The organism is Streptomyces sp. NPDC107500 (assembly GCF_055582785.1).
In genome coordinates this window covers 292,466-312,990 of the sequence record NZ_JBVJPF010000010.1, presented here as the reverse complement: position 1 = coordinate 312,990, position 20,525 = coordinate 292,466, and the positions used below count along the sequence as shown (strand labels likewise).

Sequence of the window (20,525 nt, the reverse complement as noted above, 5' to 3'; positions counted from 1 at the left end):
GTAGGTGAAGGAGAACGGGGTGGACCCGGCCGGGTCCACCCCGTGCGGGTCAGGCCGCGGTGGGGAGCTTCCAGAGCTGGTTGGCGCTGGCCGCGCAGGTCCAGAGCTGGAGCTTGGTGCCGTTGGCCGAGCTGGGACCGGTCGCGTCCAGGCACTTGCCCGAACCCGAACCGACCAGCTGGCCCTTGGCGTCCGACGACCACTTCTGCGAGCCGGCGCCCGTGCAGGTGGCGAGCTGCGCCGCCGTACCGTCCGCCGTCGCACCGCCCGCCGCCGTCAGGCACTTGCCGAGCGCCCGCAGCGTGCCGTCCGAGGCCACCGTCCAGGACTGGCCGCTGCCCGTCCCGCAGGTGTTCAGCTGGACCGCCGTGCCGTTCGCCGACAGCGACCCGGCCACCTCGGCGCACTTGCCGCCATAGCCGCTGATCACACCCGACGGACGCGAGGTCGGCACGTTCCACAGCTGGTTGTCCGACGCCGCGCACGCCCAGATCTGCAGCTTCGTACCGTTGGCCGAACTCGGCCCGGTCGCGTCCAGGCACTTGCCCGAACCCGAACCGACCAGCTGGCCCTTCGCGTCAGACGACCACTTCTGCGAGCCGGCGCCCGTGCAGGTGGCGAGCTGCGCCGCCGTACCGTCCGCCGTCGCACCGCCCGCCGCCGTCAGGCACTTGCCCAGCGCACGCAGCGTGCCGTCCGAGGCCGCGGTCCACACCTGCTGCGTACCCGTGCCGCAGGTGTTGAGCTGGATCGCCGTGCCGTCGGCGGTCGCGCCGCCGGTCACCTCGGCGCACTTGCCGTTGTACCCGGCGATCCGGCCCGAGGGACCGGACGGCGTGTCGGCCGGGGCCTTCCACACCATGCCCGCGTCGCCGACGCCACAGGTCCAGATGATCAGCGGGTTGCCGTCGGCGGTGGAGCCGTTGGAGTTCTCCAGGCACATCCCCGACCCGGCGTTGACCAGGAAACCGTGCTCGGAGTCCACCGTCCACTGCTGCCCCTTGGAACCGTCGCAGTAGTCGAGGACCACGTCGGTGCCGTTGTCGGCGCCGCCCTGGGCGGTGGTCAGGCACTTGCCCTGGTTCCACAGCGTCTTGTCGGTGCCGAGGGTCCACTGCTGGGAGGCGTCGTCGTCGCAGGTGGCCAGGACCGCCTGGACGCCCGCCGCCGGTCCGGCCGCGAGGCCGACGCACTTGCCGCCCTGGCCGGTGATGTGACCGGTGACGCCCTGCGGCTGCGGTGCCGGGGTCTGCGTGGTGCCGCCGATCGCCATGGCGAAGACGTGGCCCTGCGGGGTGCCGGCCGGGCCCGAGGTGGGCAGGACGACGGCCTTGACCGTCTTGCCGGCGGCGAGCTGCACCTTGGTGGTGAAGAGGCTGACCTTCTGGTTCACCCTGCCGTCGTTGCTGTTGATGTAGTCGTAGGTGCCCAGGCGGCTGCTGCCCTGGGAGACGTTGGTGTTGTCCCACCAGTCGGAGAAGCCCAGGCCGTAGCTCTGGGTGGAGCCGTCGGTGTAGACGATGGTGCCGATGCCCTGGTGGGGGCCGCTGGTGCCGCTTCCGATGAAACCGAGCCAGCCGCCGGTCCCGGACATCAGGACCGCCTGTCCCCTGGTGTCGATGGCGTTGGCCGTTCCCGTGGCGTCGGGCCACTGGTAGGTCAGGCCGCCGGTGCCGAGGGTCCCGGCGGACACGCCCTGGGCGGCGAGCGCCTGCTTGGAGAAGCTGAACCCGCCGCCGTCGTACTTGCCCGGGGCGGGGTTGGCGTCGTCGGTGATGCCGACGTTGGTGTAGGCCGCCTTCACCGACGCGAAGGGCACCAGGAGGGTGGCGCCGGCGGTGTAGGAGCCGCCGCTGTGGGTGGCGGTGGCGGTCAGCGGGTACGTTCCGGCGCTCACCCCGGCGGGCGGGGTGACCAGCCAGGTGGTGGTGGCCGAGGCACCGGCCGCGACGGACGCGAAGGACGTCGCCGTGGTGGCCTTGACGGTCCAGCCGGACGGCGCGGGCAGCGTGACGTTCACGCCGGACAGCGCGGAACCGGTGCCGTTGGTCACGGTGGTGGTCACGGTGGCCGCCTGGCCCGCCGTCACGAGCTGCGGGGTGTGCAGCGCGAGGGAGTCCTTGACGACCATCACCATGGAGCCGGTGACGCCGCCGACGGTGACCTTGATGGTCGCCACGCCGTCCGCGCCGGCGGTGACGATGCCGGCGGAATCGACGGTGGCCACGGCCGGGTCGCTGCTGGAGTACGTCACGGTCGTCTTCGACAGGTCGGCGAAGGACTGGTCGTTGTTGACCGCCTCGACGATGCCGTCGGCCGTGATCGAGGTGTCGCGCTGCTCCCGGTCCGGGTCGGTGTCGTCCTTGATCCAGAGGTTCTTCCTCTTCAGGTCCAGCGTCTCACCGGCGTGGTAGACCAGCCGGCCGGGCTGCACGGTGACCGTGGAGACCTTCGGGGTCAGGGTGCCGGTGACGGTGACGGTGGCGGTGCTCTGCACGGTGGCGGAGTCGGAGGCCACCTTCAGCGCCCAGGCGCCCGGGTAGACCGTCTGCTTGGAGGTCGACGCGTTCCACACGCTCAGGTCGGACGCCTTGACCGGCAGCGTGATGTGCAGCTTCGCGCCGGGCTGGAGGACGCCGGTGTTCTTGAAGCCGACCAGGCGCTGCTTGGGCATGGTCACGCCGGAGACGGTGAAGGAGTTCGCGGCGTAGAGCTGGGCGACGGTGGCGCCGGCCACGCTGCCGGTGTTGGTCACGTCGAAGGAGACGTTGACCGTGCCGTCGGCGGTGATGCTGCTCTTGTCGAGCGTCGCCGCCGAGTAGGAGAACGTCGTGTAGCTCTGGCCGTAGCCGAAGGGGTAGGACGGCGTGCCGGTGAAGTACTGGTACGTCTGGCCCTTGCCGTCGGACTGGGCGGGGGTCAGGCCGTAGTTGTTCTTGCCGGCGAGCTGGGAGTCGTCCTTGTACCAGGTGAAGGTCAGGTGCCCCTGCGGGTTCTGCTTGCCGAACAGCACGTCGGCGACGGCGGTGCCCTGGCTCTGGCCGTTGTAGGCGCTGAACAGGACGGAGGCGGCCTTGGACTGGCGGGCGGAGATGTCCACCGCGCCGATCGCCTGGATGTCCAGCACGACGTTCGGGTTGCCGAGGGCGGCGACCTGGTCGATCAGCGAGTTGTAGTTGCCGGGCAGCGCGAGGTTCGCGCGGTCCCTGCCCTCGCTCGCGGTGTTCTGGTCGGTGCCGACCGCGACGACCACCACGTCGGCGGCCTTGACGGCGGCCTGGGTGGCGGAACTGAGGGTGACGGCGGCGGTGTTGGTGGTGCTGGTGCCGGCCGCGTCGTAGGTGACGGTCGCGGTGGGGTTGGCGGCCTTCAGGGCGTCGGTGATGCCCTTGCGGACCGAGATCTGCTTGTCAGGGCCGTTGCCATAGCTGCCGAGGCTGACGGTGTCGCCGAGGTTGCCGAGGACGACGACCTTGTTCACGGCGGACGCCTTCAGCGGCAGCAGCGGCTTGCCGGTCGCGGCGAGGTTGCTGTTCTTCAGCAGCACCATGGAGGCGTCGGCGGCCTTGGTCGCCAGGTCCACGTGGTCGGCGCTCTGGATGACCGACTTGTCGATGGAGGTGTACGGCACGCTGCCGGCCGGGTCGAACTCGCCGGTGCGCATCCGGACGGTGAACACCCGGACCAGGGAGGTGTCGAGGACGTCCTCGCTGAGCAGGCCCGCGCGCACGGCCTCCATCACGTTGGCGGTGGTCATCTCCTCGCCGCTGCAGTTCAGGTCGTTGCCCGAACGCAGGGCGAAGGCCTGGCCGGCGGCGCGGGCGTCGACGGTCTCGCCGGTCTCGTCGTCGATCCACTGCGGGTTGGTCTTGGACCCGTTGGTGGACCAGGGCGCCGGGGCCCAGTTGTGGCCGTCGTCGGGCAGCTTGTAGGTGGTGCCGACGCCGCCGCAGTCCGAGGTGGTCAGGCCCTGGAAGCCGTAGGTGCGCTTGGCGAGGGTGTTGTTGGTGTAGGTGTTGGTGACCGCGGGGGTTCCGTTGATGGCGTTGTACGACGTCATCAGGCCCGCGACGTGCGCCTGGCCGATGATGCCGGCGAACTGCCTGGTGTAGTAGTCGCGCAGTTGCGCGTCGTTGACGTCGGAGCTGATGGCGGTGCGGGCGTCCTCGACGTTGTTGAGGGCGTAGTGCTTCGCCGTCGCTGCGGCCTTCAGATAGCCGTTGACCGACGTGCCGTCGGGCTTCTGTCCCTGGAAGCCGTTGACGAACTGGACGCCCAGCTGCGTCTGGAGGTACGGGTCCTCGCCGAAGGACTCGTCGTGCCGGCCCCACAGGGGGTCGCGGTCGTTGTTGACGGTCGGGGCGAAGTAGGTCAGCGCGCCGTAGTTGTCGGCGGAGGTGCCGAGGTTGTTGCGGCTGACCCCGAACAGCGACTTGTCGAGGAAGCCGCGGGCCTCGTCGGAGATCGCCGAGCCCTCCTGGTGGAGGAGAGCGGGGTCCCAGGCCATCGAGGTGGCGAGGCTGGTGGGGAAGCCGGTGGCCTTCATCGGCCACGCGGTGTCGTCCCCGGCGTTCTTGGAGTTGCCCAGCGACTGGACGCCGTGCAGGGCCTCGCTCCAGTACGTGTAGCCCTGGACGCCCAGTTCGGGGATGGCCGGGGCGTCGTTGGTGATGAGCTGACGGACCTTCTGCTCCAGCGTCATCCGGGAGACCAGGTCGGCCGCCCGCTCCTCGAACGAGTAGCCGGTGTCCTTGTACATCGGGGTGGCCGTGGACGTCGTGCCGTGGGAGACCGCCGGGGGCGACGCGGCGGCATACGGGGACGCCAGGGTGAGGCCGACCGCGACGGCGACGGCGACTGTGGTCGCCTTTCCGCCGCCGCGTCGGCGTCTCGGGCCGTGCATGATCACTCCAGGGGGTGGGAAGGAAGTGCCGTCCCTCGGAAGGACGGTCGTGGATCACCACCGAGCACCATGGCACACGTGCTTCGAACCAGAAGCATGTTTCTACTCGTGGAAGATCACGACTTCGTTCAGCACCCGTCCATACGTCCCTTGCGGGTGGTGATGCCGCTTCTGCGGACGTGGAAGAAGAGGGCCCGGAACACGAGACCGACCGGGAAAGCAGCCGGGAACCGAGACAGGCCTTTACCTCCATATAGTGACGAAAAGGCACATGTAGCCGTACTCTGCTCGTGAGGTGTGCACGGGGCAGGGCTACAGCACACATAGGCTCCAAGGGCGCACACATGTCTGTTCCGGTGGTGAGGGGATTGGTGCACCGTGGAGTCACTCGTTGCGATGATCGGCCGGGACGCCGAGAGAGAGCGGCTGGCCGGGTTCGTGGCGGCCGGGGAGGGGCAGGCGCTCCTCCTGCGGGGCGAGACGGGCGTGGGCAAGAGCGCCCTGCTCGACCACGCCGCACACCTGGCGGCACGGGCCGGCCAGACGGTGGTCCGGGCGGCCGGGGTGGAGGCCGAGTCCGGGCTGCCGCTCGCCGGGCTGCACCAGCTCCTGCACCCTCTGCTGCCGGCCGTGGACAGCCTGGACGAGGTCCACCGCACGGTGTTCGACGCCGCCTTCGGCCGGGGCCACGGGAAACCGCCGTCGGCCATGTCGCTCGGCATCGCCGTCCTGGACCTGCTGTCCCTGGCCGCCTCGACCGGACCGCTGCTGCTCGTCCTCGACGACGGCCAGTGGCTCGACGCGTCCAGCGTCGCGGTGCTCGGGTTCGCGGGACGCCGGCTCACGGGCGGCTCGGTGAAGCTCCTGGTGGGCCTGCGCTCCGACGCCCCCTCGGGCTTCGACACCGCCGCTCTGCCGGAACTGCCGGTCCACGCCCTGCCGGACGGGGCGGCGCGCGCGTTGCTGGACCACCACCACCCGGTCCTCGCCCCGCAGGTGCGGGAGCTGGTGCTGGACCGTGCGCGGGGCAATCCGCTGGCCCTGCTCGAACTGCCCGCCCACGCCCACGGGGACGCGACCCGGTCCCGCGGCGGCCCCGCGGACCTGGCGACGGCGGACTGCCTCGGACTGCGCGACGCCTCGCTGCCGCTGCCCCGGCGGCTCCACCAGGTGTACGGCGCCCGCCTGGCCGGACTCGGTCACCGGGTCCGCGAGGAGCTGCTGCGCGGCGCCCTCGACGGCGTCGGCACCTCACGGGGCGCACCTCCCGCACCGGGTGCGCGGCAGTACCGGATGCGGGACGCCGAGGAGGCGGTGGCCGCCGGTCTGCTGGAGGTCGAACCGGCCGACGGAAACCTCGTCTTCCGGCATCCGCTCATCCGCTCCACCGTGGTGCAGTCGGCGACGCCCAACCAGCGCCGGGCCGCGCACGCCGTGCTCGCCCGGGTGCACCACGACGACGTCGAACGCCGGGCCACCCACCTGGCCGCGGCGACGGTCGACCCCGACGACGAGGTCGCGCGGGCACTGGAGACGGCCGCCGAGTCCGCGACCAGGCGGGGCGGCGCGGTGGCCGCGATGGCCTGGCTGACCCGGGCGGCGGAGCTGAGCGAGAGCCCCGCGGAGCGGTCCCGCCGGCTCGGCGACGCGGCCTTCGTCGCGGGCCACGCCGGCCTGTTCGACCAGGCACGGCAACTGGTGCGCGCGGACCGGGCCCCGGACACGGACGACCCGCCGGTCTCGGTGCTCACCTCGGCGTACCGCGCCCTCTTCGAGGACGGCGACGTGCGGCACACCCACCGCCGGGTGTCGGCGGCCATCGCGTGCGTGCGCGCCCGCGATCCGCACGGAACCTCCGACGTGCTCACCCGGCTGGTGAACCTGTTGCTCGCGATCGCCCAGTACGCGGGCGACGCCGCCCAGTGGGAGGAGACCCGCGCGCTGCTCGGCTCCCTGGGCGGGGACGTGCCCTCGCGCTCCCTGGTCTACGGCGACGCCTGGGGCGACGTGGTCCGGCACGGCGCGGGGGTGCGCGAGCGGATCGAAGCCGAGTTCGCGGGCCTGGCGGACCTGGAGCCCTGGGACCTCAGCCGGCTGGGGGTGGCCGCCTACCACGTGGACACCCTCAGCCAGTACCGCCCGCACCTCCAGCACATGGTGGACCGCCAGTCCGAGACGGGCTTCGTGCGCAACAGCATGACGACGCTGCACCTGGTGATGCTGGACCAGCTCGCGGTCGGCGAGTGGGAGGAGGCCGAGCGCACCGGCCGGCGCGACCTCGAACTGACGACCTCTCACGGATACGCGCTGCTGGCCCACCACACCCGGGCGTACCTGGGGCTGCTGGCCGCGCTGCGCGGCGACACCGACCGGGCCCGCGAACTCCAGGCCGCCGTCGACGCCTGGGCCCGCCCCCGCGGCGTCGGCTTCCTCACCCAGATCGCCGACGCCATCGGCACCACCGCCGCGCTCGCCGACGGCGACCACGAGGCGGCCTACCTGCACGCCATCGGCATCACCCCGCCCGGCACCTTCGAACCGTACGCGCACCAGGCGTCCCGCACCCTGCTCGACCTGGTCGAGGCGGCCCTGCACACCGGCCGTGCCGAACCGGCCCGCGCCCACGCCCTCGCGGCACAACGGGCCGGCCTGCCCGGTGTCTCGCCGCGTCTCGCGCTCCTGACCTATGGCGCCCTCTCCATGACGGCGACGGACCCCGAGGAGGCCGACCGCCTCCACGAGCGGGCCGAGAGCCAGCCCTCCGCCGCCCGTTTCCCCTTCGAACTCGCCCGCATCCGCCTCGCCCACGGCATCCGCCTGCGCCACACCCGGGGGCCCAAGGAGGCGCGGCCGCTGCTCCTGCGGGCAGCCGAGGCGTTCGAGCGGCTCGGTGCGGTCCCCTGGACGGAACGGGCCCAGGGAGAGCTGCGGGCGTCCGGACTGGCCGCCCGCACCCCGTCCGCGCAGACCGGCGAACTGTCCTGGCAGGAACGCCGGATCGCCGGCCTCGCCGCGATCGGACTGACCAACAAGGAGATCGGTGAGCGCATGCGGCTGTCGCCGCGCACGGTCAGCTCCCACCTCTACCGGGTCTTCCCCAAACTCGGCATCACCTCCCGCGCCGCCCTGCACGACGCACTGACCCGGTTGGAGGAGCGCGGAGGCAGGTGACCCGCACGCGCAGCGACGGGCCTCAGTCGAATGACCGAGGCCACCGCCGACAGGCGATTTCACCTCTTGTACCCGTTTCGTACCGTCATTTGACTGATGTGTCCCCAGACCCCCGGGGCCAGAGTATGGGGCGTCGACCCCGCCCCACCCCACCCACTTCCGTCACCTGTTGGACAGGTGACACTCTTCTGTGGCAGGGTCACCGTGCCCCAGCGGCCCGGTGCTCCCGTGCGGCAGGTGTGAGCAGCGGCGCGGTCAACGACCGGTCAGTGGACAACGCATGACGGAAGGTTTGACATGATCAACAGGCGCACTTTCAGCAAGGCCGTCGGCCTCGGCACCGGCGCGGCCGCGGTATCGCTCTCCAGCCTGGGAACCGACGCGTTCGCCTCCACCGCCTCGCACGGGCGGCCGGGCGGCGGCGGCTCGCAGGCTCCCACCGTCCCGGCCGTCACTCCGGGCACCCACACCTCGTTCAGAAAGATCAAGCACGTCAAGGCGGGTGTCCTGAACGTCGGTTACGCCGAGGCCGGCCCGGCCCACGGCCCGGTCGTGCTCCTGCTGCACGGCTGGCCGTACGACATCCACAGCTACGTCGACGTCGCCCCGCTCCTCGCCGACCTGGGCTACCGCGTCATCGTCCCCTACCTGCGCGGACACGGCAGCACCACCTTCCTGTCCCACCGCACCCCGCGCACGGCCGAACAGTCGGCCATCGCGCTGGACATCATCGCCCTGATGGACGCCCTGAAGATCGAGAAGGCCGCCCTGGCCGGGTTCGACTGGGGCTCGCGCACCGCCGACATCATCGCCGCCCTGTGGCCGGAGCGGGTCACGTCCATGGTCTCCACCAGCGGTTACCTCATCACCAACCGCAAGGCCCAGGTCGCACCCGCCGTCCCGGCCGTCGAGCACACATGGTGGTACCAGTGGTACTTCGCCACCCCCCGGGGCAAGGCGGCCATGGAGGCCGAGGACAGCCGCCTCGCGCTGTGCCGCTACGTGTGGACCCTGGTCTCCCCCAACTGGGACTTCAGCGACGCCACTTACGACCGCACCGCCGAAGCGTTCAAGAACCCGGACTACGCGGCCATCGTGCTCTTCAACTACCGCTGGCGCATCGGCCTGGTCGACACGGACCACCGGTACGCGCGCTACGAGAAGCTGCTCGCCGCCCAGCCCGCCATCCACGTCCCCACCGTCACCCTCGACGCCGCCCTCGATCCCTTCACCGCGCCGCCCGGCGACGGTTCGGCCTACCGCAACCACTTCACCGGCCCCTACGCGCACCGCACGATCGCGAACATCGGCCACAACCTGCCGCAGGAGGCACCCACCGCCTTCGCCCAGGCCGTGGTCGACGCCGCCCACCTCTGAGCCCTCACCCGCACCCGCCACCGGCCCGGGGGCCCTCGTCCGTCGGGCCGTTCACTCCCAGGAGGAGCCCCCGATGAACGAAGTCCAGTGGAACCGTCTGACCGCCGCCGAACTGCGCGCACTCGCGGCCCGCGACGCGGTGGTGCTGCTGCCGGTGGGGGCCACCGAACAACACGGCCCCCACCTGCCCACCGGGGTGGACGACTTCCTGGCCGCGGAGGTGTGCCGGCGGACGGCGCTGCTGGCGTCGGAGCACACCGGTGTGGTGGTGACGCCGTCGGTGGCGACCGGCCTGTCGGAGCATCACATGCCGTTCGGGGGCACCCTCACCCTCAGTCTGGCCACCTTGCACGCCTTGCTGCGGGACATCTGCCGATCCGTGATCCGGGTCGGCTTCTCCCGCATCCTCATCGTCAACGGACACGGCGGCAATATGACCGCCCTGAACGCCCTCACGACCGAGCTGACCCTGGAACTCTCGACGCCGATCGCCTTCGCCAGCTACTTCGGCGCGGGACGGGAAGTCGTCCGCGACACCCTGGAGACGCAGGACGGACTCATGCACGCCTGCGAGGGGGAGACGTCCATGATGATGGCCGCCCATCCCGACTTGCTCCGCGCCGAGCACCTGCCCGAGGCACACGGACCGCGGATCACCCTGCCCGCCGAGTCCGACGACCCCCTGTACATGGCGGTGACCTTCGACCGGATCACCGCGTCCGGCGTGGCGGGGGACGCACGGCCGGCGAGCCGGGAGAAGGGCGAGCGGATGCTGGACGGCTGCGCCCAAGCGCTCGCCGACATCATCACCCGGGACCCGTGGGCCAAGGGCGACGGGCCCCAGCCCCGGCCCTGAGGCCTTCGCCCCGGGCGTTACGGGGAGCGCCGCTCCTCCGGAGCACGTGTGCACTCCCCATGTCGTCACCTGCTTGACAGGTGACGAAACATCTGACAGATTCATCACCAGTTGAAGCGGTGACGTTGGCCCGGTGAAACCGGTCCGGACATCGCTACCGGAACATGTGGAAGGAACAACCGTGGTGAGCAAAAAGGGCGGACGCAAGCGGCTGGTGACGGGTGTGGTCTCCACGCTGACGGCGGGCATCGCGCTGGGCGCCTTCGCCCTCAGCGGGAATGCCAGCGCCGAGAGCGCCGGAGCCGCCAAGCACGACGGACGCACCAAGCCGACGATCGTCCTGGAGCACGGCGCCTTCGCCGACGGCTCCAGCTGGAACGGCGTCGTCGACCACCTGCGCGCCGACGGCTACCCGGTCGTGGCAGCCGCCAACCCGCTGCGCGGCCCCGCCTCCGACGCCGCCTCGCTGCGCGCGCTCCTCGAGCACATCGAGGGCCCGAAGATCCTGGTCGGCCACTCCTACGGCGGCAACGTCATCAGCGAGGCCGCCACCGACGAGCCCGACGTCAAGGCCCTCGTCTACGTCGCCGCGTTTCTCCCCGCCCCCGGCGAGACCGCCCTGGAACTCACCAACAAGTTCCCGGGTTCCACCCTCCCCGACGCCCTCGACCCGGTGACCTACCAGCAGGCCGACGGCTCCACCACCACCGACCTGTACATCCAGCGGGACAAGTTCCGCCACCAGTTCGCCGCCGACGTCCCCGCGAAGCAGGCCGCCCTGATGGCCGCCGAGCAGCGTCCCATCGCCCAGTCGGCGCTGGAGGAGAAGGCCACGACGGCCGCCTGGAAGAACAAGCCCACCTGGGACGTCATCACCACCCGCGACCTGAACATCCCCCCGGCCGTGCAGCGCTTCATGGCCGAGCGCGCCCACGCCCACACCACCGAGGTCGCCGCCTCCCACTCGGTCGCCGTCTCCCACCCCCGCCTCGTCGCCGACGTCATCGAGCGCGCCGCCCGCGCCACCGTCCGCTGACACCTCACTCGCATACCTCGTCCGCGTGCCTCCCCCCGGGGGGAGGCACGCGGACGAGGTATGCGAGTGAAACACGTGCGGGACGAGGCCGTCGGGACGGACCCCCCACCACCGCCGTGCCGTGAGGGAGGCCGGTCAGTCGGCCAGCCGGTCCAGGACCGCGGTCGCCAGGTGCAGCGCGGCGTGCAGTTCCGTCACCTCCGCGACGGTCGGCCGGACGACACCGGACCACTCACCGCGCAGACCGGGCCAGACAGCCAGCAGGACCTGCGCACCGGCCAGCCCCAGACGGGCCGTGACGTCCGTCCGGCCGTCGGCGGTGCGGGTCCAGGACAGCAGGACCCGGCCCGGCGGGACGCGGAACGGTCCGGCCGGCACCCAGGTGGCCAGGAGTCTGCCGGACGTCACCGCGACGAGCGCGCCGCGGACGCCGGCCGGCATGGGCTCACGGGTCAGCAGGGACAGGTCGACGGGCGTGCGGCGGCCACCGCCCGAGCCTCGGACCAGGGTCAGGACGGGCCGGTGCCCGTCACCGGCCCCGGTCCGCCGCCCGGCCGGTGCCGGCCCGGTCGTCGTCGGTCCGGCCGGCGAGCGGTCGCAGTCCGGCCGGCCGCAGCCGGGATGTCTCGTCATGCTGTCCCCCTGTCCTTGCGTACGGTGCGCGCCTCGTGCCACCGAGTCTCGCGCGGGCGGCAGGCGCCCACATCCGTCATCTGACTGGCACGGCGGACGCGTCGGGGCACCGACGCACCGACACGCCGCGGTCAGGGCCGGTCGCCGTCCACCACCCCGGCCCGTGCCGTGCGCTCCAGCAGCCGCACGGCCCCGGACAGCACGGACGCGGCGTCCGGCGCCGCCCCCTCGGCCACCTCGCACGTCTGCGCCAGCAGCCGCGAGAGCCGGCCCTCCCCCGCGTAGGTCAGGGCGACACTGCCCTCCCACTGGACCTCCCGCAGCCGGACCGGGGTCAGCTGTCCGTCCCCCGCGCAGGCCACCAACAGCCGGGACACCAGCGACCGCTCCAGCTGTCCCGGAACCCACCTGCCCGCGTCCAGGTCCCGGGTGAGGGCCGCGGTCGACGCGGCGAGTTCCCGCACGGCCGCAGGGTGCCGCTCGGCCGAGGTGTGAGTGACGAACAAGTCCATCGACATGGGTGTGAGAATTCCTTCGGAGAGGTGTGGGGAAATATGCCCGTCGGGCGACGAACGGTGTAGGTTCGATAAGAATACGTGTCTCCAGGTGTGTTCGGCGTCCGTCTCGCCGGGCCGGGGAGAGCGTGTGACACGTGGCCCGGCCGGTGTCACGCCGGAGAGGAACCGGAGCATCGATGAGAGCGGACGCACACAGCAACCGGCTGCGCATCCTCGAAACGGCGGCCGAGATGCTCGGCGCGCCTGGTGACGTCTCCCTGAAGTGCATCGCGCGCCGGGCCGGCGTCGGCCAGGGCACGCTCTACCGGCACTTCCCGAGCCGGGAGTCCCTGGTCCTGGAGGTGTACGGGGACGAGGTGGACGCGCTGGTGGCCGCCGTACCCGTCCTCCTGGGCAGTCTGCCCCCGCAGTTCGCGCTGCGCGTCTGGCTGCGGCGCCTGCTGGATGTCGGCCGGTGCCTTCCCGAGTTCGCGAACGTCATGAAACTGGCCACCGGCGCCCCCGCGAAGCCCTGCGCCGATGCCTACCGTCCGCTCCTCGACGCCTTGTCGAGGCTGGTGGGCGCCAACGAGGCGGCCGGGACCATGACCCCGGGGACGACGGCCGAGGACGTGCTCCTGCTGCTCGGTCCGCTGTGGCAGGCCGGTGCCGGGGCCGAGGATTCGGCCAGGCCGGACCGGCTGTTCGAGACGGTGCTGCGGGGACTGTGCCCGTCCGCTTCCGTACGGGACCTGCCGGCGGGCGCGGCACGGTGATCCCCGGGCGGCCGGGCGGGCCCCGCGGTCCGGCTCAGTAGACGTCGTCGCCCTGGTAGAGGGTGAGCAGCCGCACGGTCTCCACGTACAGCCACACCATGGTCAGGGTGAGACCGAACGCGGCGGGCCAGGCCTGGTCCCGGGACGCGCCGTAGGTGAGGCCGTTCTCCACCTGCTTGAGGTGCAGGGGCATGAAGCAGGCGCCCAGGACGACGCCCACCAGGGCCATGAAGAGGCCGAGGCCGAAGGGGCGCAGGCCCAGGCCGTCCAGCCCCATGACGGGGTACAGCATCCAGTCGGCCAGCGCGAGCAGACCCAGGCCCAGCAACGCGGCGCCGGTGAAGGCACGGAAGCGGCGGTTGGCCCGGACCCAGTGCAGGGCCTGGGCGAGGAGCACCCCGGCACCGGCCGCGATCGTACCGAGGACGGTCTGGACGAAGAGCCCGGGCGACAGATGGCTGAAGGCGGTCGCCGAGAGCGTGCCGAGGAACAGTCCCTGAGCGGCGGCGAAGGCGAGGGTCAGAGTCGCGGACGGCTGGTTCCTGCGGTACTGCGTGATCACCAGCACCGCCGTCAGGGCCGCGGCCGCGGCGACGACGCTCCAGGACCACGCGGTGCCGATCCGGGCGAGCGGCAGCACCGTCCAGGACAGGACCGCCGCGAGGGCGGTGGTGCCCAGCCCGGCCGCCGCCCGGGGCAGTACCTCGTCCATGGTCAGCAGGTAACCGACGTGCAGCGGCGGCGGCGCGGGGCGGGCGCCGCCGCCCTGCTCCCGTTCGGTGCCCGCCCTGATGCGGTCGAGGATGACGGCGAGGCCCGTCCGGGGGTCCCTGGCCGCCGTCTTCTGCCCGCCGATCCGGGTGAACTGCGGCCGGGAAAGTATCGGGTTGCTGCTCTTCAGCGTCTGCTGCTCGACCAGTGCCACGCCAGTTCCTCTTCTCCGTGCCGGACGTACCGGCGTTCGCGGGTGCCCCGATGCGGGCCGTGTCGCCGGAGGTCTCGGCTCGTCTCAGACTGCCCGGCCGGACGAGCCCCGGGCATCAGTCACTTGACGGTGGGATGCGGGCGGTGCCTCGGGGGCGTCGGAGCAGTCATCCCAGGGGGAACCCGAGTGCGGCGGCGGCCGTCTCGGGGCCGGGCTGCGACCAGCGCTCGGCGACGGACGCGTTGGACGACAGCGACCGCGGTTCGGCCACGTCCAGGTAGAGCGTGCCGCGCAGATGGTCGGTCTCGTGCTGCACGATCCGCGCCGGCCAGCCGGTCACCACCTCGTCGACCGCGTCGCCGTGCTCATCCTGCCCGCGCAGCCGGACCCGGGCGTGCCGGGCCACCACCGCCTGCCACCCCGGCACGCTCAGGCAGCCCTCGAAGAACGCGGCCCGCTCCCCGTCCACCGGCTCGTAGGCGGGGTTGACCAGCACCCGGAACGGCAGCGGTACGCGCCCGCGCGCCGCGAGCACCTCCTGCGGGCCGCGGGCCGCGTCCTCCACGACCGCGACACTCAGGGGCACGCCGACCTGGGGAGCGGCCAGCCCGACACCCGGGGCCGCCAGCATCGTCTCGCGCAGCCTGGTCACGAACCGGCCGAACAGCGCGTCGCCGAGCTGTCCTTCGTACGGCTCGGCGACGGCCCGCAGTACGGGGTCGCCCGCGGCGACGATCGGCAGGGGCCCGTCCACCGCCAGCAGTTCCTCGACCCGCGCGGACAGCGAGATAGGTTTCTTGCTCATGTGATCAGCTTGCCAGCATGTCACGTCACATGTGAAGCAGGGTGTGTCCGTTGCCGGGAGCGCGCAGAGCGCAGCCCCGGGCTCCCTCCGGCGCGGATCCGCCCCCACAGCGGATCCGGCCCGGGAGCCCGGGAGGCGGCAGTCCGTCGCACAGCGCTCGGACCACCGCCGGCGCCCCGCCGCGTCCGGAACGCCGCGGGGACCCTGCTGTCATCGACACGTGCGCGCGGTGTCCCGCGGTTCACCCGGACACCGGGGAAGGCCGTGCCGCCCGGGGCTCAGGCGGGGACGATGTTGTGGTTGAACCGGAAGACGTTGCCGGGGTCGTAGGCCGTCTTCACCGCGGCGAGCCGGTCGTACCGCTGCGGCCCGTACACGTGGCGCACGCCCTCGGCGTCGGTCGCCTCGTCCGGGGAGAGGAAGTTCACCATGTTGCGCCGCGCGGCCCAGGGCGCGAGCCCGTCCATGACCCGCTCCAGCTCGCCCCTGAGGCGGGCCGCCTCGTCCGGGGCACCCACCGCGAACCCGAAGACCACGTACGGCAGACCACGGCTCGACACCGCGTTGGGCACCGCCGGTTCGCGGTCGAGGGCACCGCCGAGCGCGCGGATCTCGACGTTGGCGAGGGTGCAGCCCGACTCGGGCCCCGTCAGGTCGGCGAACGCCTCGGCCGCCTTCTCGTCGAAGTCCTCCAGACAGACGCTGCGGTCGAAGTACGGCATCGGGTCCACCGGGTCCTGGTGGATCTCCCCGATGGCGGTGAACGGCTTCTCCCCCACCAGGTCGATCAGCACCGGGGCGGCCGCCCGCAGCGACGCCAGCAGGTCCGCGCCGTCCTCGGCCGACCCCAGGTAGCCGACCCGCAGGTGGACCACGAAGGCGCCGCGCAGCGGCTCCGGCAGCACCGGCAGGTCGGGCAGGCGCTGGACGCCGATGGAGGACGTCATGTCCTCCCCCACGCCGGGGAGCCAGGCACGCCAGGCCCGGAGCACGTCGGCCAGGTGCTCGCCCGGGAAGTAGACACTGCCCCCGTAGAAACGGGTGACCGGGAAGACGTCGAACTCGATCTCGGTGACGACTCCGAAGTTCCCCTTGCCGCCGCGCACCGCCCAGAACAGGTCAGGGTCGCTCTCGGCCGTCACGCGTCGCAGCTCTCCGTCCGCGGTGACCAGGTTCACGCGGCGCACGTGGTCGGCGGCGTAACCCAGGCTGCGTCCCAGCAGCGGACTCTGACCGCCGCCGAGGGTGTAGCCGACGACCCCGACGTTCGGCGCCGAACCCACGATCGGGGCGAGCCCGTGCTCCGCGGCACGCGGCAGCACGTCGGTCCACCGCACGCCCGGCCCGACCCGTACGGTGCACTCGCCCGCGTCGACGACGAGGTCCCGCATCCGCTCGACCGTGATCAGCAGCGCGCCCTCGGCGGCCGACGCCACCTGGTGGGCCGCGGACTTCACCGCGACGCCCATGTCGTGCCGCCCGGCGAACCGGACCGCCTCCAGGACGTCCTGCTCACTCGTCGCCCCGACCACCACGGCAGGCCGCAGACCGCAGGTCAGGTTGTAGGTGGCGCACTCCGGTCCGTATCCCTCGGCCCCCGGCTCCAGCACCGGCCCGGCGACGACGCGCCGCAGGGCGGCCACGTCCTCCGGGGTGAGCTTCCCGTTCGTCTGATCAAGGCTGTCCACATTCACGTTGTCACGACCTCACTTGCACATGTGTCTCGCCGCCCGTCTCGTAAAACGTGTGCGACGTCATCTGACGCTTCTGACACGAGTGGAAGCTGCTCCGTCGTTCACTGCGCACTCGTGCGCATGTGTGAGGTGCCGCGGTTCGGCCCCCGCCGCCGCGTCACGGGCCGCCGCCTCGCGGGCCGGCCGGACCCGGCTCGCCCGCTCGGTCTCCCTGTTACGCCGTGACGGGTACTCCGCCGGGCGCGTCCGCTCGCGGTACCGTACGAACCGGTGAAAACGATCCCGGCCGGACCGGCAAGGGCGGAATCTGGACGTCCTTCGCCGCGCGATGGTTGCATGGGCCGTACGGAGCCGGGTGCGGGCGTACACGGCCAGGTCGGGGCGGTGGACCGGACCCCGGTACGTGGGCCGTTGGAGGCAGTGCGATGAGTGACCTGGACGCGACGGGCTGCCCGACCGCGCCCCGCCTGGTCGGGCGGGACGAGGATCTCGCGTTCATCCGGTCCTTCCTCACCGATTCCCAGGTCCACGGAGCGGCGCTGCTGCTCCGGGGCGAGGCCGGGGTGGGCAAGACCGCGGTCCTGGACGCGGTGGCCAACGGCGCCGTGCGCCAGGACATCCGGGTGCTGCGCGCGAACGGGGTGCAGTTCGAGGCGGACATCGGCTACGCCGGCCTCAATCAGCTCCTCGTGCCCCTCTTCGACGAGTTCGACGCCCTGGACACCGTCCACCGCGATGCCCTGCGCGTCGCCGTCGGTATCGGCGGCGGTCCGGTGCCGGACCGCCTGCTGACCTCGACCGCGGTCCTGCTGCTGCTGCGGACGATCTCCGCCCGGACGCCGCTGCTGATCGTCGTCGACGACCTGCCGTGGCTGGACCGGGCGACCAACGCCGTGCTCGGCTTCGTCGCCCGGCGGCTGGTCGGCAGCCGGATCGGCTTCCTCGCCGCCTCCCGCGAGGGCGCCGACAGCTTCTTCGAGTCCAGCGGTCTGACCGAGCACCGGCTCGAACCGCTGAGCGACACGTCCTCCGCGGAGCTGCTGGCGTTGACCCACCCCGGTTTCTCCCCCGCCGTACGGCGCCGGATCGCCTCCGAGGCGCGAGGCAATCCGCTGGCCCTGGTGGAGCTGCCGCGGGCGCTCTCCCCGGAGCAGCGCACGACGCTCGCGGCGATCCCCTCCGTGCTGCCCCTGAGCGAGCGGCTGCAGGCCCTGTTCGCCTCACGGGTGGCCGGGCTCTCCGATCCCTGCCGTACGCTGCTCTTGATCGCCGCCCTGGACGGCACCGGTGACCTGGCGTCGATCGAGGCCGCCGGGGCCGGCCTGGCCGTCGTCGACGACCTGGCACCCGCCGAGCAGGACCGGCTGGTCACGATCTCCGCCGACAACCGCCGGCTGTCCTTCCGGCATCCGCTGATCGGTTCCGCGGTGGTGGAGCATGCGACGGCCGCGGAACGCAGACGGGCCCACGAGGCGCTCGCCGGGGTCCTTGAGGACCAGCCGGAACGCCGTGCCTGGCACTTGGGCGAGGCCGCCGTGGGTCCGGACGAGACGGTCGCGGCCCTGCTGGAGGAGGCCGGACGTCGCAGGCTGCGGCGCGGGGACGCGCTCGGCGCGGTGACGGCACTGACCCGGGCCGCGGGACTCAGCCCCGCGCCCGCCGACGAGAGCAGACGGCTGGCCGAGGCGGCCTACGTCGGCGTGGACTCCGGCGGGGAGCTGGAGGACGCCTCCCGGCTGCTCGCCCGGCTGGCCCACCCCCAGACCGGTGAGAAGTCGCTGCACGCGGCGGCCGCGTCGGCGTTCCTGCTGATCAACCAGGACGGGGACATCGACACCGCGTACCGGCTGCTGGTCGGTGCGATCGAGTCGGGCGAGCACGACTGGGACGCCGCGGACGCCGCGCTCGTGGAGGCGCTGCACCTGCTGGTCCTGCTGTGCTGGTACGGCGGCGAGCCCCACCTGTGGCGGCCCCTGCTGACATTCCTGGACCGGCTGACCCCCGAGACACCCGACCTGCTGTGGGTGATCATCCGCACCTTCGCGGACCCGGCACGCACCGGTCCCGAGGCGCTGCCCCGGCTCGCGGAGCTGACCGCCACCGTGGGCGACGATCCGACCCGGGTGATCCGGGTGGGCACCGCGTCCGTCTTCGCGGACCGGCTCGGCGACTTCCGGTGGGCCACCCGCCGCCTCGTCGAGCAGGGCCGGGCCGGCACGGCGCCCGTCCGCCGCCATCTGGGCGCGCTGATGCACCTCGGGCTGGACTACTTCCACCTGGGCCGGTGGGAGGACGCCGCGGATCTGGCCGACGAGGGTCTGGCCCTGTGCGAGAACCACGACTACCGGTTCTTCGCCTGGTACTTCCACTACATCCGGGCGGCCGTGGCCGCGGTCCGCGGCGACGCGGAGACCAGTGACGCGCTGACCGAGGAGATCGTGCGGTGGGCAACCCCCCGCGGGGCCCTCGGCGCACGGTTCTTCGCCGGTCACGCCAGGGCGCTCACGGCCCTGGGCCGGGGCGACTATCAGACCGCCTACCGGCACTCCTGCACGCTCAACGAGCCGGGCACCGTGGCACCGTACGTCCCGATCGCCATGTGGGGTGCGCTGGACCTGGTCGAGGCGGCGGTGCGGACCGGTCGCGAGAAGGAGGCGGCCGCCCACGCGGCCGCGATGCGCGCCTCCGCGATGGCCGCGCTGTCCCCCCGGCTGGAGCTGTCCGTCCTGACCGCCGAGGCACTGACGACGCCCGGTGAGGAGTCCGTCGCCCTCTTCGAGCGGGCGCTGGCCCTGCCCGGGCCGGAACGCTGGCCGTTCGACGCGGCGCGGGTCCGCCTCTTCCACGGTGAGCGTCTGCGGCGGCTGCGGGCGACATCGGAGGCACGGGACCAACTGGCGCAGGCGCTGAAGAGCTTCCAGCAACTCGGGGCGCAGCCCTGGGTGACGCGCACGGCGGCCGAACTGCGGGCGAGCGGGCAGTCCGCGCCGGCCGCCGCGCGGCCGAGGTCCGCCGCGCTGACCGCGCAGGAACTGCAGATCGCCACCCTCGCGGCGACCGGACTGACCAACAAGCAGATCGCCGAGCGGCTGTTCCTCTCCCACCGCACCATCGGCACGCACCTGTACCAGATCTACCCCAAGCTGGGCATCACCTCGCGGGCCGCGCTGCGGGACGCGCTCTCCGCTCTCGAGGGCCCCGGGAACGGCTGACAGCGGCCAGTCATTTGACGTATGTCCCCGCTCCGCGGTCGCGCGCACAGTGGACACGGGGCTGTCCCGCCCCGCTCCGCACCAGGGTTCAGCACCGCGGTTCAGCACCACGAGAGGGGAGCCGGATGCACGGCGCCTCGGACAGTCATCCGGACATCCACTGGCCGTCCGGCTTCTCGCCCGACCGTGCCCACAGCTTCTGTCAGGCGCAGGTCGTCGTGCACGCCCCGCCCACCACGGCGTTCGGTGTGCTGACCGACGTGGCCCGGTGGCCGGAGTGGGCGGCCGGGGTGACCGAGTCCCGGCCGGGTGCGCTGGAGGGGACCTTCCGCGTGCGCTTCCACGAGCACGGGTTCGAGGTGTTCTTCGGGGAGCGGGTGGAGCCGCACCGGCTCGGCTGGTCGGTGGTGGGGGCGGGAGTCCAGCTCTACCAGGCATGGCTGCTCACCGAGGTGGAGGGCGGCACCCACGTGGTGAGCGAGAACGTCGTCCGCGGACCGGCCGCCCGGGCTCTGGACGCGCAGTCACCCCTGTGGGCACGCCGCCTGCACGCCCTGTGGCTGGCGCAGCTCAAGGGGCTGTCGGAGAGCGCCGTGGGCCAGGGGCCGGTCTGACGAGGACCGTCGTCGCCCGAGGGGCG

At 72.4% G+C, this 20,525-nt stretch carries 13 protein-coding genes; 7 read left to right on the top strand and 6 right to left on the bottom strand.

The features are described from left to right. Positions 1-49: 49 nt before the first annotated feature. Positions 50-4,903, bottom strand: coding sequence for a ricin-type beta-trefoil lectin domain protein (locus ACZ67M_RS35180; RefSeq protein ID WP_469854069.1), 4,854 nt, complete (start codon positions 4,901-4,903; stop codon positions 50-52). A gap of 396 nt (positions 4,904-5,299) precedes the next feature. Here ACZ67M_RS35180 and ACZ67M_RS35175 point away from each other — a divergent pair, with 396 nt between their 5' ends. The 4 genes from ACZ67M_RS35175 to ACZ67M_RS35160 all read left to right on the top strand — a co-directional run bounded on the left by ACZ67M_RS35175 (position 5,300) and on the right by ACZ67M_RS35160 (position 11,343). Further along, entirely contained in the window at positions 5,300-8,074 is a 2,775-nt protein-coding gene (locus ACZ67M_RS35175; protein WP_469854111.1) for a helix-turn-helix transcriptional regulator, read from the top strand. Positions 8,075-8,371: 297 nt separating this feature from the next. Then, entirely contained in the window at positions 8,372-9,451 is a 1,080-nt protein-coding gene (locus tag ACZ67M_RS35170; protein ID WP_469854068.1) for an alpha/beta fold hydrolase, read from the top strand. Between the two features lie 73 nt (positions 9,452-9,524). Beyond that, on the top strand, positions 9,525-10,307 hold the full coding sequence (locus tag ACZ67M_RS35165; protein ID WP_469854067.1) for a creatininase family protein: 783 nt from the start codon (positions 9,525-9,527) through the stop codon (positions 10,305-10,307). A gap of 181 nt (positions 10,308-10,488) precedes the next feature. Then, positions 10,489-11,343: an alpha/beta fold hydrolase gene (locus tag ACZ67M_RS35160; RefSeq protein WP_469854066.1), complete on the top strand. Its 855-nt coding sequence runs from the start codon at positions 10,489-10,491 to the stop codon at positions 11,341-11,343. A gap of 135 nt (positions 11,344-11,478) precedes the next feature. On the opposite strand, the gene ACZ67M_RS35155 is transcribed toward ACZ67M_RS35160, so the two are convergent. Next, complete coding sequence (locus ACZ67M_RS35155) at positions 11,479-11,976, bottom strand: hypothetical protein (RefSeq protein ID WP_469854065.1); 498 nt, start codon at positions 11,974-11,976, stop codon at positions 11,479-11,481. Positions 11,977-12,107: 131 nt separating this feature from the next. Beyond that, positions 12,108-12,494, bottom strand: a complete 387-nt coding sequence (locus ACZ67M_RS35150; protein WP_469854064.1) for a hypothetical protein — start codon at positions 12,492-12,494, stop codon at positions 12,108-12,110. A gap of 176 nt (positions 12,495-12,670) precedes the next feature. On the opposite strand from ACZ67M_RS35150, the gene ACZ67M_RS35145 reads away from it, so the two are divergent. Beyond that, on the top strand, positions 12,671-13,249 hold the full coding sequence (locus ACZ67M_RS35145) for a TetR/AcrR family transcriptional regulator (protein WP_469854063.1): 579 nt from the start codon (positions 12,671-12,673) through the stop codon (positions 13,247-13,249). 34 nt (positions 13,250-13,283) lie between these two features. Here the strand turns inward: ACZ67M_RS35145 and ACZ67M_RS35140 are convergent, their stop codons facing one another. The 3 genes from ACZ67M_RS35140 to ACZ67M_RS35130 all read right to left on the bottom strand — a co-directional run bounded on the left by ACZ67M_RS35140 (position 13,284) and on the right by ACZ67M_RS35130 (position 16,667). Further along, positions 13,284-14,174, bottom strand: coding sequence for a Bax inhibitor-1/YccA family membrane protein (locus tag ACZ67M_RS35140; RefSeq protein WP_469854062.1), 891 nt, complete (start codon positions 14,172-14,174; stop codon positions 13,284-13,286). A gap of 166 nt (positions 14,175-14,340) precedes the next feature. Then, on the bottom strand, positions 14,341-14,979 hold the full coding sequence (locus tag ACZ67M_RS35135) for a peptide deformylase (RefSeq protein ID WP_469854061.1): 639 nt from the start codon (positions 14,977-14,979) through the stop codon (positions 14,341-14,343). Between the two features lie 278 nt (positions 14,980-15,257). Further along, the gene (locus ACZ67M_RS35130) at positions 15,258-16,667 is read right to left on the bottom strand and encodes an FAD-binding protein (protein WP_469854060.1); all 1,410 of its coding nucleotides are present in this window, start codon (positions 16,665-16,667) and stop codon (positions 15,258-15,260) included. Between the two features lie 431 nt (positions 16,668-17,098). On the opposite strand from ACZ67M_RS35130, the gene ACZ67M_RS35125 reads away from it, so the two are divergent. Further along, positions 17,099-19,885: an ATP-binding protein gene (locus ACZ67M_RS35125; protein ID WP_469854059.1), complete on the top strand. Its 2,787-nt coding sequence runs from the start codon at positions 17,099-17,101 to the stop codon at positions 19,883-19,885. Positions 19,886-20,010: 125 nt separating this feature from the next. Continuing rightward, positions 20,011-20,499, top strand: a complete 489-nt coding sequence (locus ACZ67M_RS35120) for an SRPBCC family protein (RefSeq protein WP_469854058.1) — start codon at positions 20,011-20,013, stop codon at positions 20,497-20,499. Positions 20,500-20,525 lie beyond the last annotated feature (26 nt).